The 16,192-nt window shown below is 53.9% G+C and carries 16 protein-coding genes; 5 read left to right on the plus strand and 11 right to left on the minus strand.

What is annotated here, in order from left to right; genetic code table 11:
- Positions 1-92 precede the first annotated feature (92 nt).
- Both NHG65_RS25200 and NHG65_RS25205 read right to left on the minus strand, forming a co-directional pair.
- Positions 93-3,212 carry an efflux RND transporter permease subunit gene (locus NHG65_RS25200; protein ID WP_207979982.1) on the minus strand — a complete coding sequence of 1,040 codons (3,120 nt, stop codon included), beginning with the start codon at positions 3,210-3,212 and terminating at the stop codon, positions 93-95.
- Positions 3,213-3,221: 9 nt separating this feature from the next.
- Positions 3,222-4,391, minus strand: coding sequence for an efflux RND transporter periplasmic adaptor subunit (locus NHG65_RS25205; protein WP_499182793.1), 1,170 nt, complete (start codon positions 4,389-4,391; stop codon positions 3,222-3,224).
- A 250-nt stretch (positions 4,392-4,641) separates the two neighbouring features.
- On the opposite strand from NHG65_RS25205, the gene NHG65_RS25210 reads away from it, so the two are divergent.
- Complete coding sequence (locus tag NHG65_RS25210) at positions 4,642-5,232, plus strand: TetR/AcrR family transcriptional regulator (RefSeq protein WP_207979984.1); 591 nt, start codon at positions 4,642-4,644, stop codon at positions 5,230-5,232.
- Between the two features lie 121 nt (positions 5,233-5,353).
- On the opposite strand, the gene NHG65_RS25215 is transcribed toward NHG65_RS25210, so the two are convergent.
- The 4 genes from NHG65_RS25215 to cpxP form a co-directional block, all read right to left on the minus strand.
- A complete protein-coding gene (locus NHG65_RS25215; RefSeq protein ID WP_099063943.1) occupies positions 5,354-6,343 on the minus strand; it encodes a sulfate ABC transporter substrate-binding protein in 990 nt (329 codons plus the stop codon).
- Positions 6,344-6,537: 194 nt separating this feature from the next.
- Complete coding sequence (pfkA, locus tag NHG65_RS25220) at positions 6,538-7,500, minus strand: 6-phosphofructokinase (protein WP_085120029.1); 963 nt, start codon at positions 7,498-7,500, stop codon at positions 6,538-6,540.
- Positions 7,501-7,718: 218 nt separating this feature from the next.
- Complete coding sequence (gene fieF, locus NHG65_RS25225) at positions 7,719-8,621, minus strand: CDF family cation-efflux transporter FieF (protein WP_099063884.1); 903 nt, start codon at positions 8,619-8,621, stop codon at positions 7,719-7,721.
- A 116-nt stretch (positions 8,622-8,737) separates the two neighbouring features.
- Positions 8,738-9,232, minus strand: coding sequence for a cell-envelope stress modulator CpxP (gene cpxP / locus NHG65_RS25230; RefSeq protein ID WP_207979986.1), 495 nt, complete (start codon positions 9,230-9,232; stop codon positions 8,738-8,740).
- A gap of 149 nt (positions 9,233-9,381) precedes the next feature.
- Between cpxP and cpxR the strand changes: the two genes are divergently transcribed.
- From cpxR to NHG65_RS25250, 4 genes are all read left to right on the plus strand, one after another.
- Positions 9,382-10,080: an envelope stress response regulator transcription factor CpxR gene (cpxR, locus tag NHG65_RS25235; protein WP_004953234.1), complete on the plus strand. Its 699-nt coding sequence runs from the start codon at positions 9,382-9,384 to the stop codon at positions 10,078-10,080.
- Complete coding sequence (gene cpxA, locus NHG65_RS25240; RefSeq protein ID WP_099063886.1) at positions 10,077-11,450, plus strand: envelope stress sensor histidine kinase CpxA; 1,374 nt, start codon at positions 10,077-10,079, stop codon at positions 11,448-11,450. The genes cpxR and cpxA overlap by 4 nt, the downstream gene beginning before the upstream one ends.
- Positions 11,451-11,513: 63 nt before the next feature.
- Positions 11,514-11,987 carry a tRNA (uridine(34)/cytosine(34)/5-carboxymethylaminomethyluridine(34)-2'-O)-methyltransferase TrmL gene (gene trmL / locus NHG65_RS25245; RefSeq protein ID WP_085120033.1) on the plus strand — a complete coding sequence of 158 codons (474 nt, stop codon included), beginning with the start codon at positions 11,514-11,516 and terminating at the stop codon, positions 11,985-11,987.
- A 152-nt stretch (positions 11,988-12,139) separates the two neighbouring features.
- Positions 12,140-12,811: a DUF3313 domain-containing protein gene (locus tag NHG65_RS25250; RefSeq protein WP_099063887.1), complete on the plus strand. Its 672-nt coding sequence runs from the start codon at positions 12,140-12,142 to the stop codon at positions 12,809-12,811.
- Between the two features lie 66 nt (positions 12,812-12,877).
- On the opposite strand, the gene cysE is transcribed toward NHG65_RS25250, so the two are convergent.
- The 5 genes from cysE to NHG65_RS25275 all read right to left on the minus strand — a co-directional run bounded on the left by cysE (position 12,878) and on the right by NHG65_RS25275 (position 16,028).
- Complete coding sequence (cysE, locus tag NHG65_RS25255; protein WP_099063888.1) at positions 12,878-13,699, minus strand: serine O-acetyltransferase; 822 nt, start codon at positions 13,697-13,699, stop codon at positions 12,878-12,880.
- A 68-nt stretch (positions 13,700-13,767) separates the two neighbouring features.
- Positions 13,768-14,787: an NAD(P)H-dependent glycerol-3-phosphate dehydrogenase gene (gpsA, locus tag NHG65_RS25260; RefSeq protein ID WP_099063889.1), complete on the minus strand. Its 1,020-nt coding sequence runs from the start codon at positions 14,785-14,787 to the stop codon at positions 13,768-13,770.
- A complete protein-coding gene (secB, locus tag NHG65_RS25265; RefSeq protein ID WP_012147489.1) occupies positions 14,787-15,257 on the minus strand; it encodes a protein-export chaperone SecB in 471 nt (156 codons plus the stop codon). The genes gpsA and secB overlap by 1 nt, the downstream gene beginning before the upstream one ends.
- A 59-nt stretch (positions 15,258-15,316) precedes the next feature.
- Positions 15,317-15,565, minus strand: coding sequence for a glutaredoxin 3 (grxC, locus tag NHG65_RS25270; RefSeq protein WP_012147490.1), 249 nt, complete (start codon positions 15,563-15,565; stop codon positions 15,317-15,319).
- 28 nt (positions 15,566-15,593) lie between these two features.
- Positions 15,594-16,028: a rhodanese-like domain-containing protein gene (locus NHG65_RS25275; RefSeq protein ID WP_085120037.1), complete on the minus strand. Its 435-nt coding sequence runs from the start codon at positions 16,026-16,028 to the stop codon at positions 15,594-15,596.
- Positions 16,029-16,192 lie beyond the last annotated feature (164 nt).

Consider the following 16,192-nt stretch of genomic DNA (forward strand, 5'->3'; position numbering starts at 1 on the left):
TGACTGCTTCGATAGGGCGGGATGGGTGCCCGACTCGGTGACCTCCATAAAGCAGGCAGCATCGCTGCAACCTTGTCAGTTATGGGTCAATCTTATTCATCCGCCTCCGAATCACCTGCCTTGCGATGCTTTTGGAAGAACGATGCGACCAGAACGTAAAACAGCGGAACGAAGAAGATGGCGAGGAAGGTGGCCGTCACCATACCACCAACCACACCGGTGCCGATCGCATGCTTACTGCCGGAGCTCGCACCACTGGACAGTGCGAGAGGCAGCACACCCATGGTGAAGGCCAGCGACGTCATGATAATCGGACGCAGTCGAAGTCGCGCGGCTTCCACAGCCGCCTCTACCAGCGTACGTCCCCCTTTTTCATGCAGGTCCTTGGCAAATTCGACGATCAGAATGGCGTTCTTGGCCGACAGACCGACAGTGGTCAACAAACCGATTTGGAAGAAAACATCGTTCGCCATTCCCCGCATTAGCGTTGCGACCACGGTACCGAGCACACCCAGCGGGATGACCAGCAGCACCGACAATGGAATAGACCAACTTTCATACAGTGCTGCAAGACACAGGAACACCGCAATGATTGACACCGCATATAATGCTGGCGCCTGAGAACCCGACAACCGCTCCTCATAGGACAGGCCTGTCCAGGCTACACTTACGCCAGTAGGCAACTTAGCAGCAATGTCTTCCACCGCTTTCATCGCGTCGCCAGAACCGTAACCGGAGGCAGGTTCACCCAGGATCTCAACGGCCGGAACCCCGTTATAACGCTCCAGTTTCGGTGAGCCTTTTATCCATTTTCCGCTGGCGAAGGAAGCGAAAGAAACCATTTCACCGTTGGCATTGCGCACGTACCATTTGCTGAAATCCTCTTCAGTAATACGTGCCTGGGACACGCCCTGGATGTACACACGTTTGATACGATCACGGTCAAGGAAGTTGTTGGCATAGGTCGAGCCCCAGACGGCTGACATTGTCGTGTTAACCTCATCCAGACTGACGCCCAGCGCACGCGCCTTTTCGTCATCGATCAAAACCTGATACTGGGGTTCATCACCCTTACCGTTTGGACGAACCAACGCCAGCGCCGGATTTTTAGCCGCTTCAGTCAGGAACTGCTCCCGCGCCTGCATCAAATGCTCATGGCCAAGTCCACTGTAGTCCTGCAAGAACAGATCAAAACCTGTGGCGTTACCTAACTCCATGATTGCCGGCGGCGCGAAGGCCAGCACGGAACCTTGCTTGATTTTTCTGAAATGTTTCATCGAACGCGCCTGCAGATCGAATACCGTACTTTGACGTTCTTCCCAAGGCTTGAGCTGGACAAATGCCAACCCTGAATTCTGGCCCCGACCGGCAAAGCTGAACCCACCGACTGTAAATACCGAATCTACGGTCTCTTTTTCTTCTTTCTCGAAGTATTGCTGAACCTGAGCCAGCACCGCTGCAGTTTCATCCAAAGTGGCATTCGAGGGCAATTCGACCTGCACCAGCATGGTGCCCTGGTCTTCATCTGGCAGAAACGATGTCGGCATCATCGGAAAGAGGAGTATTAGCGCACCAACGATAAGCACAAAAACCAGCATATAGCGGCCACGACCGGCCACCATACGCGATACGCCACGTTCATACCTCAGCGTGTTGCGTTCGAAGGTACGATTAAACCAACCGAAGAACCCCTTCTTCTCTTGGTGGTTGTGAATCGGTTTGAGGATGGTCGCACACAGCGCCGGGGTGAAAATCAGTGCCACTAACACCGACAGAGACATCGCGGTAACGATAGTCAATGAGAACTGGCGATAAATCACCCCGGTAGAGCCCGCGAAGAATGCCATCGGGACAAACACTGCGGATAACACCAGCCCAATACCCACCAGTGCACCGGAGATCTGATCCATTGACTTGCGTGTCGCCTCCAACGGGGACAATTGCTCCTCAATCAGCAGCCGTTCGACGTTCTCCACCACCACGATGGCATCATCTACCAACAATCCGATGGCCAGTACCAGGCCGAACATGGTGAGGATATTTATCGAGAAACCAAATGCCGACATCACCCCGAAGGTACCTAAAAGCACCACAGGTACCGCGAGAGTGGGGATCAGCGTAGCCCGCCAGTTCTGCAGAAACAGGAACATAATTAGGAAAACCAGCACGATAGCTTCGACCAGCGTATGCACAACCCCATTTATCGATTCGCTGACTACGGGCGCAGTGTCATACGGGTAGATAACCTTGACACCCGCCGGCAGAGTCGGTGCCAAATCGGTCAGTACCTGACGCACTGCCTTGACCGCACCCAGGGTATTGCCGCCACTGGCCAGACGCAGTGCAATACCTGCACTAGGGTGACCGTCGACCAGGCTGTCAAAGGTGTAACTTTCCGAACCGAGGCTAACTTCACCCACATCTCTCAGGCGAACCTGAGAGCCGTCAGGATTAACCTTGAGCAAGATGTCCTGGAATTGCTCGGGGGTTTGCAACAGGGTTTTACCGATCACTGTGGCATTAAGACCGACCTTGGGCCCTGAGGGGCGACCACCGAGTTGACCCGAGGACACCTGAACGTTCTGCGCTTCGATTGCCGCCAATACGTCACTTGGCATCAACTTGAAGTTGTTGAGCTTGAGTGGATCGAGCCAGACACGCATAGCATTTTGGGCACCCATCACGAAAAAGTCCCCCACACCTTTGGTTCGGCTAAGCGGATCCTGCAACTGTGAAACAATCAGGTCACCCAGCGCATAGTTGTCGAGTTTCCCGTCCTGCGAAACCAGAGCGGCTACCACCATAAAATTAACCTGGTACTTGATGACGCGCAGACCGAGCTGCTGGACCACTGGAGGAAGCATCGGAGTTGCCAGTTGCAGCTTATTCTGCACCTGTACCTGGGCAATGTTTGGGTCAACATCCTGTTCGAAAGTGACCACGATCGTCACACTACCATCTGAATTACTTTCGGACCGCATGTAGCGGAGTCCGTCCAATCCATTGAGCTGCTGCTCGATCACCTGGGTAACGGTATCTTGAACAGTCTGCGCCGAGGCACCGGGATAACCGGCAATAATGCCGATGGCTGGTGGTGCAACATTGGGATACTGATTGACCGGTAACTTCATAATCGACAAGGCGCCAGCTAACATGATGACGATGGCGATAACCCAGGCAAAGATGGGGCGGTCTATAAAAAATCTGGACATAGGTTTCTCTTATTTGCCTGCATCTGACTTGATGGTGTTGACCCCGTGGGTGAGAACTTCGGATACCGGCATTGGCTTGACCTGCATTCCAGGCTGTACTTTCTGGATCCCGTCGACGATCACCCTGTCACCCACGTGCAAACCGTCCCGGATAAGCCATTGCCCGTCAATGCTGCGCTCAGTAACCAATGACCGCTGTAGCACCCGATCTTCATCATCCAGGATCAGTGCATTCGCCTTTCCCTGAGTATCACGAGTCACACTGCGTTGGGGTATCAGCAGCGCCTGTTCACTCACGCCCTCCTGCAACTGCGCCCGCACGAACATCCCGGGTAGCAGGATCCCTTCCGGATTTGGGACCACAGCCCGGAGCGTTACCGCCCCCGTGCTCTCATCAACGCTGACCTCGGAAAACTGCAATGTGCCCGGATGCGGATAAATTCTTCCGTTATCGAGCATCACACGAATTTCTGCCTGCCCTTTACCTGCACTCTTGAGCTGGCCACTGGTCAGGTTTTCCTTGAGTTCAAGCAATGTTGTGGCGGGCTGGGTGATATCGACATAGATCGGGTCTAGCTGTTGTATTGTTGCCAGCGCGGTCGTTTGGCTGGCCGTAACAAGAGCACCTTGTGTCACCGTGGAGCGCCCAATGTGACCCGAAATGGGTGCTGCAATACGGGTGTAGTTCAGGTCAATACGGGCGCTTTCAACGACAGCTTTTGCCTGCAGGTACTGTGACCGCGCATCGTCACGCTGTTGTTGACTGATTGCATGCGTCTGGACCAAACGCTGGTAACGCTCGAACAACAGTTTTGCAGAATCCAGGCTGGCCTCCGCACGCGCCAATGTGGCACGGTAGGGGGCGGGATCAATCTGGTAGAGAACTTGGCCAGCACTGACATTCGAACCTTCCCTGAACTCGCGCTTGAGCAATACGCCACTGACTTGTGGACGAACTTCTGCGATCAAAAAAGCATTCGTACGGCCGGGAAATTCTGAGGAAAGTTGGACTGATTTTGGTTTAACCGTGACGACACCGACCTCTGTCAGGGGGACATCTGAGGAACTGGAGGGCGCTTTTTCACACGCGGTTAAAGCAAAACAAATACTAATCAGGAGCGCAGCGCTCTTCCCTGCTGATGGTGATTTCGCCACCATCAATTTGTGACTTTTGTTCATTAAAGGCTCTCTGGATTACAAAATATAGATTGGTCAATCGACCTATAAATGACTATAAAAAAAATGGCCTTGGCCTTTTTACAATGATAATCTCAAAATAGATTGAGCAATCGACCTATAATTGTCCAGATGTTTTGTGGGGTTGCGCACGGGTTGCACATTTCATGCTTGCATTTACAACAGCGTCGGGACTCACCAAATCGAGAAACTTTCGCGGTGCAGAGCCCAAACTCTTTCCTGAGGATAGAACATGGTAGTAGCTAAAAAACCAAGCGACACGGCGATTGCCCGCCGTCGCAAGGAACAAGTTCTCGAAGCGGCTGCAGAGTGCTTTCGTCGCGAAGGCTTTCATCGCAGCAGCATGGCGAAAATTTCCGCTGCCGCCGGTATGAGTTCCGGCCATATCTACCACTATTTCGCAAGCAAGGAAGGGATCGTTGAGGCCATTGTCGAGCGTGAACGCAGTGAGCTCGAATTGCTGATCGAAAAATCCAAAGAATCAATGCAGCACGCAGATGTAGTCACTGCCGTAGTAGATATCACTTCGCAAAGCGTCACCCGCTATCTGGATAGGGAGAACGCTGTATTAAATATGGAGATCCTTGCAGAAGTGGCGCGTAACCCCTCGATCGCAGATTTGGTTGAGCGCCATGATCAGGAAGTATTCCAGGAATTCTACGCGTTGCTTGGCAATAACTCGCCGGAGACGGTCTCGCGTTGTGAGATCGTTTCAGCTTTATTGGAAGGGTTGTCGGTACGTGCAGTGAGAAATCCACATCTGAATGATACCCTCGACCGTGAGATGGTGAGAAATATCATCCGCCATATTATTACTTCCTGATCCCGACTCTATTTTTAGCCGGGAGGCAGTGTAAAAACACTACAACCTGCAGTCGACAAAAATAAACCCCATTAAAATGGGGTTTATCAATGAATTAAGCAACCTGACAATGATACGACTATCAACGCTTGCTGATTTCGTCGAACACACCGCCAGTGGCGAAGTGCACCTTCTGCGCCTGAGTCCAGCCACCGAAAGTATCATCCACGGTGAACAGCTTCAGTTTCGGGAACTGGTCGGCAAACTTGGCCGCCACTGCCGCATCACGTGGACGGTAATAGTTTTTCGCCGCGATGGTTTGCCCTTCTGGCGTATACAAATACTTCAGGTAAGCCGTAGCGATATCACGGGTACCGCGCTTATCAACCACCTTATCCACCACCGACACGGTCGGCTCAGCCAGAATCGATTCACTCGGGGTGATAATTTCAAACTTGTCCTTGCCCAGCTCTTTTTCCGCCAGCAGCGCTTCGTTTTCCCAGGCGATCAACACATCGCCGATACCACGTTCAACGAAAGTATTGGTTGAGCCGCGCGCACCGGAGTCCAGCACTTCGACGTTCTTATACAGGTTTTTAACGAATTCCTGCGCCTTGGCCTGGTCGTTATTGTTCTGATGCAGCGCGTAACCCCAGGCAGCCAGATAGTTCCAGCGTGCACCGCCGGAGGTTTTCGGGTTCGGAGTAATCACCGAGACACCGGGTTTAATCAAATCTGCCCAGTCGTGAATTTGTTTTGGGTTGCCTTTTCGCACCAGGAACACAATGGTCGAGGTGTAAGGTGCCGAGTTATCCGGCAGGCGTTTGATCCACTCTTTATCAATGCGTCCGCGCTCGGCGATAGCATCCACGTCATAAGCCAGCGCCAGTGTCACCACGTCGGCCTCAATGCCGTTAATGACCGAGGTCGCCTGCTTGCCTGAACCACCATGCGACTGGCGTACAGTGACTTTATCGCCGGTCTGTTGCTGCCAGTATTTACCGAATGCGGTGTTATATTCCTGATAGAATTCACGCGTCGGGTCGTATGAAACGTTCAGCAATTGGATATCTTTCGCCATGGCACCAGACGCCAGCAGCATGATTGTCAGACCTACACCCCATTTACGCATACGCATCGACTCGCTCTCCCAGGAAAAATAATCGCAACCTCAATCGGTTGATTTAGCATCAGAGCCTGCCAGAAACTCTCCTATCAATTAAAGAATAAAAAATGTTGGGCTAGACGATTATGGAATATATCTGCTGCTGGGGATAAAAAAAGCCTCCGCATGCGGAGGCTTCTATTGCCTGAATTAAAACGGGATCAGTAGAGTTTTTTCGCCGTTTCCAGCCAGTCGCCCTTGAAGGGACGCTTCATGTTTTCGATCGCATCGATGATGTCGTGATGCACCATCTTCTCGTTTTGGATACCGACGCAGCGACCACCGTAGCCCTGCAACAACAGCTCGATGGCGTAAGCGCCCATGCGGGAAGCCAGAATGCGGTCGTAAGCTACCGGCGAACCACCGCGCTGAATATGACCCAACACGGTGGCGCGGGTTTCACGCTTGGTTTCTTGCTCGATATGGCGCGCCAACTCATCGATATCGCAGATGTGTTCGGTGATCGCCACGATCGCGTGTTTTTTACCTTTGTCGATGCCAGCCTTGATTTCACACACCAGATCTTCGCGGTTGAACTCAATCTCAGGCAACACGATAAACTCGCAACCACCGGCGATAGCCGCCGCCAGCGTCAGATCGCCGCAATAACGTCCCATCACTTCAACGATGGAAATACGCTGATGTGAGGATGAGGTATCGCGCAACCGGTCAATCGCTTCCACCACGGTTTCAAGCGCAGTGAAATAACCAATGGTGTAGTCGGTACCGGCCACGTCGTTATCGATGGTGCCAGGCAGACCGATACAAGGGAAACCCTCTTCCGTCAGGCGTTTGGCACCCATATAGGAACCATCACCGCCAATGACCACCAGCGCATCGATATCGCGGTTTTTCAGGTTTTCAATCGCCTTGGCGCGTACGCTGTCGTCTCTGAATTCCGGGAAACGGGCTGAACCGAGGAAGGTGCCGCCGCGATTGATCATATCGGACACGCTGTAGCGGTCCAATTTTTCCATGCGATCTTCGTACAAACCAAGGTAGCCATCGTAAATACCAAAAACTTCCAGACCCTCTGAAAGGGCAGCACGCACAACGCCACGGATCGCAGCGTTCATACCCGGCGAATCACCGCCACTTGTCAGTACACCGATTTTCTTGATCATGACTACCTCTGAACTGTAGATGCAATTTCTTAAGAATTCTGTATTCGCCGATTGTCTTGAAACCTCTCCGGCTGCAGAAAACCAGCTTTACGGCTTATTGCTGGATATTATAACAAAAACACCCAGCTGAATTGATTCAAGTCACGCAATATTGCGGTAAAAAGCCACCATGGCACGCTGAGCTAACCGCAAAACGGCTCTCACCGGCCCTACATTGATTATAGCTCCCAACGCCCCTGTCGCCCCTCTGGTACCACGGAACAGGGGTCCTGATGGATGAGGACATCCGCTCCGGGGAAACGATGCAACAATGCCTGTTCCACCTGCTCGGCCAAAAGATGTGCCTGCATCAGTGGCAACGCATCGTCCATCTCCAGATGCAACTGGATAAAACGCGTCGGGCCAGACTGGCGGGTACGCAAATCGTGTGCACCTTTCACCCCTGGCCAGGAAGAAACCACATCGATGATCGCCTGACGTTCATCGTCCGGCAATGCCCTGTCCAGCAGCGATTGCACCGCCTCATGACCCATCCGCAGCGCGCTATAAAGAATGTAGACGCCAATGCCCAATGCAAACAGCGCATCCGCCCGTTGAAAACCGTACCAGCTTAGCGCAAGCGCTATAAGAATAGCACCATTCATCATGACATCTGACTGATAATGCAGCATATCTGCTCGCACCGCCTGACTGCGGGTTTTTCTTACCACCCAACGCTGATATGTGACCAAGAGCAAGGTGCTGAACAAGGCCACCACCGTCACGGCAATACCAATGCCGGGATCACGTAGCGTTTCCGGGGAGTACAGATGTTGGAAACCCGTCAGGAACAAAAACAGGGCCGAGCCGGAAATAAACATGCTTTGTGCCAGCGCAGCCAATGACTCGGCCTTACCGTGCCCGAAAGTGTGTTCCTCGTCAGCCGGCTGCAGCGAATAACGCACCACCAGCAGATTAGTCAGCGATGCGGCAATATCCACCAAAGAATCCACCAACGCCGCCAGCAAGCTCACTGAACCGGTGTGGTACCAGGCGACAATTTTGATCATTAACAGTATGGAGGCCAATGCGGTGGCAGCTAACGCAGCGGATTTCACCAGACGCGCATATTGCGGTTCCATAACCCATCCCGGTTAAACATTAAGAGGGTCAATATAGCGGAATGATGGACAAAAAAAACCCCGCCATCATGGCGGGGGAAGACAGGGATGGTGTCTATGGCAAGGAAAAACAGGGACTACTCAGTCATACTTAACTTCTGGGCAGAAGTTTGCTGCAAACCAGAAATTTGTTGCTCCATCTGCTGCATGCGCTGCTGATGCTTCTGGTCTAAAACACTTTTTTGCTGTGGCGTCAGCAGGTTATACATTTGGTTGCGCACTCTGGCCATTTCGACCTGGCGCTTAACCTGTTGCTGAGCCATCTGTTCCGCCTGGGCATACACGGCGGCTTCATCAAATTTGTCTGCGGTCACCAGCTTATGCATGGCTTCCATTTCAGCTACATTGACACCAGGCAGATCGTGGCGCGCCTGGCGCATTAAATCGCGCATTCGCTGACGCTGCTCTTCGGTCAGGCTGACACCATCAAACATATGGTGCTGACCGGGTGCTCTGGTCATCGCGTCGCTTCCGGGAGTCGGTACAGTTTCCGATGTAGTGTCGGCAGCGAACGCAGCGGTAGAACCTATTGCCAGCATTGATGCCATAACTAATGCGGTCACCTTACGCATTTTAACTCCTCGTGCTTTCTCACTTTGCGAATCAACGAGGAGCAGTGTACTGCTGCACCTGCAAACATGCGTCAGTGCATGTAAAACTACGTAAAGTCATGGAATGCCAACAGTTGATGACGTATTTTGCGTCAGGAGGAAAATACACAATGAATAAAATTCTGTTAGTTGACGACGACCGCGAGCTGACCTCGCTGTTAAAAGAACTGCTTGAAATGGAAGGCTTTACCATCGTCGTGGCTTACGATGGTGAACAGGCGTTGTCGCTTCTGGACAGCTCCATCGATCTGCTGTTGCTCGATATCATGATGCCGAAGAAAAACGGTATCGATACCTTAAAAGAACTGCGACAGCACCACCAGACGCCGGTCATTATGCTGACCGCACGCGGCAGTGAACTCGACCGCGTGTTGGGCCTGGAACTGGGTGCCGATGACTACTTGCCAAAACCTTTTAACGATCGTGAGCTGGTGGCGCGTATTCGTGCGATCCTGCGCCGTTCCAACTGGAGCGAACAGCAGCAAAACGTGGATACCGGCGCACCCACGCTGGACGTTGACGGTTTGCAGCTCAACCCGGGCCGTCAGGAAGCCAGTTTCGACGGCCAAACGCTGGATCTCACCGGCACCGAATTTACCCTGCTGTACCTGCTGGCGCAGCATCTCGGCCAGGTGGTGTCACGTGAACTGCTGAGCCAGGAAGTGCTGGGCAAACGCCTGACACCGTTCGATCGCGCCATCGACATGCATATCTCCAACCTGCGACGTAAACTGCCGAACCGCAAAGATGGCCATCCGTGGTTCAAAACGTTGCGTGGTCGGGGTTACTTAATGGTATCTGCGACATGATCAACAGTTTGACGGCACGCATCTTCGCCATTTTCTGGTTCACATTAGCCCTGGTGCTGATGCTGGTGTTGATGGTGCCCAAGCTCGACTCCCGCCAAATGACCTCGCTGCTGGACAGCGAGCAGCGGCAGGGGCTGATGCTGGAACAACATGTCGAGGCCGAGTTGCAAAACGATCCGGCCAACGACCTGATGTGGTGGCGGCGCTTATTCCGCGCCATCGAAAAATGGGCCCCACCGGGGCAGCGGCTGCTCCTGGTCACCAGCGAAGGCCGGGTGATTGGCAACATGCAGCGCAACGAAATGCAGTTGGTGCGTAATTTTATCGGCCAATCTGATAATTCCGACCACCCGAAGAAGAAAAAATACGGCCGTGTCGAACTGGTCGGCCCATTCTCCGTACGTGATGGTGAAGACAACTACCAGTTGTACCTGATCCGTCCCGCCAATAGCCCACAATCCGACTTCATCAACCTGATGTTCGACCGGCCGCTGCTGCTGCTGATCGTCACCATGTTGATCAGCGCCCCATTACTGCTGTGGCTGGCCTGGAGCCTGGCAAAACCGGCACGCAAACTGAAAAACGCGGCCGATGACGTAGCACGCGGCAACCTGAAACAACATCCGGAGCTCGAAGCCGGGCCGCAAGAGTTTCTGGCTACCGGTGCCAGTTTCAACCAAATGGTCAGCTCGCTGGAACGCATGATGACCGCTCAGCAACGGCTGATCTCCGACATCTCGCATGAGCTGCGCACCCCGCTGACCCGTCTGCAATTGGCGACCGCGTTAATGCGCCGTCGCCACGGTGAAGGGCGTGAACTGGCGCGTATCGAGACCGAAGCGCAGCGCCTGGACTCGATGATCAACGATCTGCTGGTATTGTCACGCGGGCAGCAGAAAAGCGAGTTGGTACGTGAACGGCTACTGGCTAATGAACTGTGGGCCAATGTGCTGGATGACGCGGGCTTCGAAGCAGAACAAATGGGCAAACAACTGGAGGTTACCTCCCCTCCGGGTCCGTGGACGCTATTCGGCAATGCCGGCGCATTGGACAGCGCGCTGGAAAATATCGTACGTAACGCCCTGCGCTATTCGAACACCCGTATCGCCGTGGCATTCAGCGCCGACAATCAGGGTATCACCATTGTGGTCGATGATGATGGCCCCGGCGTCAGTGCGGAAGATCGCGAACAAATTTTCCGACCGTTTTATCGCACCGACGAAGCGCGCGATCGCGCCTCCGGTGGCACCGGTTTGGGCCTGGCAATCGTAGAGGCGGCGGTCAACCAGCACCGCGGCTGGGTGAAAGCGGAAGACAGCCCGCTCGGTGGTTTGCGTCTGGTGTTGTGGTTACCCTTGCATCAGCGCTGATCGCCTAAGACAGGCCGGTAAGATTTTGCTATTCTGCGCCCCTCGTCATGAGGGGCTTTTTACATGCTGAACATTGTTTTATTCGAACCTGAAATTCCACCCAATACCGGCAATATCATCCGCCTGTGCGCCAATACCGGTTTTCAACTGCACCTGATAGAACCTATGGGTTTCCCGTGGGATGACAAACGCCTGCGCCGCGCCGGGCTGGATTATCATGAATTCGCCAGTATCCAACGACACGCCGATTACGCCGCCTTTATCGCCAGCGAAAATCCGCAGCGGCTGTTTGCCCTGACCACCAAAGGCACCCCGGCACACAGTGCAGTCAGCTATCAGGCTGGCGACTACCTGTTGTTCGGTCCCGAAACCCGCGGACTGCCAGCCGAGATCCTCGAAGCCCTGCCCGCGCAGCAGAAAATTCGCATCCCGATGCAGGCACAAAGCCGCAGCATGAACCTGTCTAATGCCGTAGCCGTGGTGGTGTATGAAGCCTGGCGGCAGCTGGACTACGCGGGTGCCCTGATCAAGCCCTGACCAAGAACAGCACAGGTAAAAACAAGCCACACATCACGATCCTGATAAGTCGCTCTGAAACATGGCACGCCCGGCGCTGAAAACATTCGCTGTAGCAGAAGATAATGAGCTATGTTTTGTAAGGGTTATCGGCACTCATCATAGGAAATCGTATGAAAAAACAACGCTTGAGCGTTGCCATAGCGGTACTGGCAGCTGGCCTGTTGCTGGCGGGTTGTGCATCCAAAGTAACAAAAACAGAGCAGTACTCAGGCTTCCTGCCGGACTACAGCAAACTGCAGGAAACCAGCTCACCAAGCGGACATACAACGCTGCGTTGGATCGATCCTAACTTTAAAGAATCCAACTACCGGGGTGTATATGTTGCACCGGTAGTCTATTACCCGGTGGCGAAACCTACCGCGCGCGTCAGCCAGCAGACACTGGACAAAATTAGAAACTACACCGACCAAAGTATGAGAAAAGCGATAGCCGAGCGCACAACCGTACTTAAGAGCCCAACGGGTTCTCGCGTATTGCTGGCCAAGGTGGCGATCACCGCCGTATCCGCCGAAGATGAAGACATGAAATTCTATGAGGTGGTGCCGGTTGCCGCTGTGGTGGCCAGTACGATGGCCGCGACGGGCCACCGGACGCAAAACACCACCCTGTTCCTGGAAGCGCAATTGATTGATCAAGACACCGGCAAGACAGTGCTTGAGGTTGTTCGCAAGAGCTACGGTGAAACCGTCAGCAACGACAGCGCACCGGTAACGGAAGCACAAGTCAAAGCGGCAATCGATCAAATGGTCGCCGATACCGTAGCGTTCCCGAAACAAGGTTAACTCCGCGCCAGAAAGCATCAGGGGAGCCGAAGCTCCCCTGATTGTATTATTTAACAACCCGCCAGCTTAAATACCGTCGCCGTACTCAAAGCCGTGGTTGGTACCGTTAAAGTACTGATCCATATCCATCGATGGCGTATCGCTTTCCGGTCGACCGACAATGCGCGCAGGCACCCCGGCAGCCGTGGTATGTGGCGGCACCGATTGCAGCACCACCGAGCCGGCACCAATTTTCGCGCCTTTACCCACTTCGATATTGCCGAGAATCTTAGCCCCGGCGCCAATCATTACACCCTCGCGGATCTTCGGATGACGATCGCCGCTGGTCTTGCCGGTACCACCAAGAGTGACCGACTGCAGAATAGATACGTTGTTTTCGACCACCGCGGTTTCACCGATCACAATGCCGGTCGCATGGTCAAGCATGATGCCGCAACCGATGGTCGCCGCCGGATGGATATCTACGCCGAAGGCGACCGAAATCTGGTTCTGCAGATAAATTGCCAACGCCTGCCGCCCCTGCAGCCACAACCAGTGGCCAATACGGTAAGCCTGCAGGGCGTGGAAGCCTTTCAGGTACAGCAGCGGCGTTGAGTACTTGTCTACTGCCGGGTCGCGCAGGCGCACCGCCAGGATGTCCTGTGCCGCTGAAGCGATCATTTGCTGATCGGCCAGGTAGGCATCCTCCACCACTTCACGCACCGCAATGGCGGGCATAATCGGGTTAGCCAACTTGTTTGCCAGAATATAGCTGAGCGCACCACCCAGGTTGTCGTGCTTGAGCAACGTCGCATGATAAAAGCTAGCCAGCATCGGTTCACACTCAGCCAGCTCTCTCGCCTCTGATTTGATGCTATTCCAGACCTGCTCTAACTCTTCTGACGACATCAGGTTCCTCTCCGCCTTGCAAAACAGGCCGCCTCACCGCATTGCGATCAGGCAGCCCAATTCATAGGTTATGCGCTGTGTTTTTCGTCTTTTCTGGTGCGCCCTAGCAGGCTCAGCGCAGCTTCCCGGGCATTTTTATGGCAATACAGCACCTGGTAAATCTGTTCGGTAATCGGCATTTCCACACCGTAGCGTTGCGCTAATGCCAAAACTTCTTTGGTATTGCGATAGCCCTCGACCACCTGACCGATGCTGTCCTGCGCTTCTTGCACGCCTTTACCTTGCCCCAGCATAATACCGAAACGGCGGTTGCGCGATTGATTATCGGTGCAGGTTAATACCAGATCGCCCAACCCGGCCATGCCCATGAAGGTCGATGGGTCCGCACCCAGCGCAGAGCCGAGGCGGGTCATTTCCGTCAGGCCACGGGTAATCAGTGCAGTACGCGCATTGGCACCAAAACCGATACCGTCTGACATCCCGGCACCGATGGCAATCACATTCTTCACCGCCCCGCCCAGCTGTACACCGATAAAATCGGGGTTACTGTAAACCCGGAAACTTTTGCCGCAGTGCAGCAACTGCTGCAGGTCTTCGGCGAACTGCGCATCGGTAGAAGCCAGCGCAATCGCGGTTGGCAGCCCGGCGGCCAGCTCTTTGGCAAACGTCGGTCCAGAGACCACCGCCAGCGGAATAGCCTCGCCCAGCGCTTCACGCGCCACGTCCTGCAACAGCCTGCCAGTTTCCGCTTCCAGCCCTTTGGTCGCCCACACAATGCGGGCATCCGGGCGCAGATGCGGTTTCAACTGACGCAGCACATCGCCGAACACATGGCTTGGTACCACCACCAGCACATCGCGGCTGGCAGCCAGCGCGCGCGCCAGATCGGCTTCAAGCAACAGCGTATCGGGGAAAGCTACGTCAGGAAGAAATGCCTGGTTGCAGCGGTCGTGCTGCATCTTTTGGATCTGCTCGGGGTTATGGCCCCACAGCACCACGGAGTGGCCATTACGCGCCAGCGTAATGGCTAATGCGGTGCCGTACGAGCCGGCACCGATTACGGTCATTGAAGCATTGACGGTGTTCATCAGGCATCCTGATGTGGTGCGGCACCTTCGCCTTCGGACTGCTGCTGCAGATAGTTCATGAACAGCGCGTCAAAGTTAACCGGTGCCAGGTTCAACTGCGGGAATGTACCGCGAGAAACCAGGCTGGTGATGCACTCACGCGCATACGGGAACAGAATGTTCGGGCAGTATGCACCCAGGCAATGCGCCAGCTGCGTGCCGTCGATGCCCGCTACGGAGAAGATACCCGCCTGCTGCACTTCACACAGGAACGCAGTTTCTTCGCCCAGGGACGCAGTCACGGTTACGCGCAGTACAACTTCATACACTTCGTCAGCCAGCTGGCTGGAAGCGGTATCTAGATCCAGTTTAACTTCTGGCTGCCATTCCTGCTGGAAAACCTGCGGAGCCTTTGGTGCTTCGAAGGAGATATCCTTGGTATAAATACGCTGGATCTGGAAAGCCATCTCGGTGCTGTTTTGTTCTGACATGTGTGTAATACCCTTGGTTAAACGTCCTTATTGACACTCAGTAACCGGCAGTCGCCCGCTTAAAGCAGCGGATCCAGACCACCACGAGCATCGAGTTCATATAAATCATCACAGCCGCCAATGTGTTGGCCGTCGATGAAAATCTGAGGCACGGTGGTGCGCCCACTGCGCGCAATCATCGCTTCGCGTTTTTCATTATCACCATCAATGGCGATTTCGTTAAACGCAGCGCCCTTGCTGTTCAGCAGCGCCTTGGCGCGATGGCAGAACGGGCAGGTCGCTTTGGTGTAGATATCAATGTTAGCCATGGATTACCACCTCAAATACGTTAAAGAATTACTTACCGCGTACTAGCGGCAGGTTTTCCCCGCTCCAGCCGGCAATACCGTCTTTCAGCGTAACTACGTTTTCAAAACCGGCTTTGCTCAGATTATCTGCCGGCTCGCGAGAAGTGGTGCCGTTGGCACAAACCACGATGATCGGCTGAGCCTTGTGTTTTTCCAACTCGCCCAGACTGCCGCTTTTGATTTCGCTGGCGGTCAGGTTGATGGCGTTGGCCAGGTGGCCTCGGCGGAAATCATCACGGCTGCGGGTATCAACCACAACGGCATCTTCTTTATTAATCAGGCGGGTGGCTTCACCACGGGTGATCTCTTTCACCTTGGAGAAACTGCTCTTGAACGTCATGACGATCACCGCAACCAGCAGGGCGATCCAGGCCAGGCTCAGTATGGGATGCTTGCTAACGAATTGCATAATTTCTTGCAGCATGGGGTGTAACAACTCCCGTCAGTTAAGGGAAAAAATAACTCAAGGTTCCAGAGTATACCTGCCGAGTGCAGCAAATACAGCCAATAAGCAAGCGCTATTGCAGAAACTGCGGGCTACGCTGAGAAATTCGCGGTGCCACAGCATAAAAGCCGGCCTTGTTCACC

The sequence above is a fragment of the Serratia myotis genome (genome assembly GCF_027474885.1).
GTDB lineage: Bacteria > Pseudomonadota > Gammaproteobacteria > Enterobacterales > Enterobacteriaceae > Serratia > Serratia proteamaculans.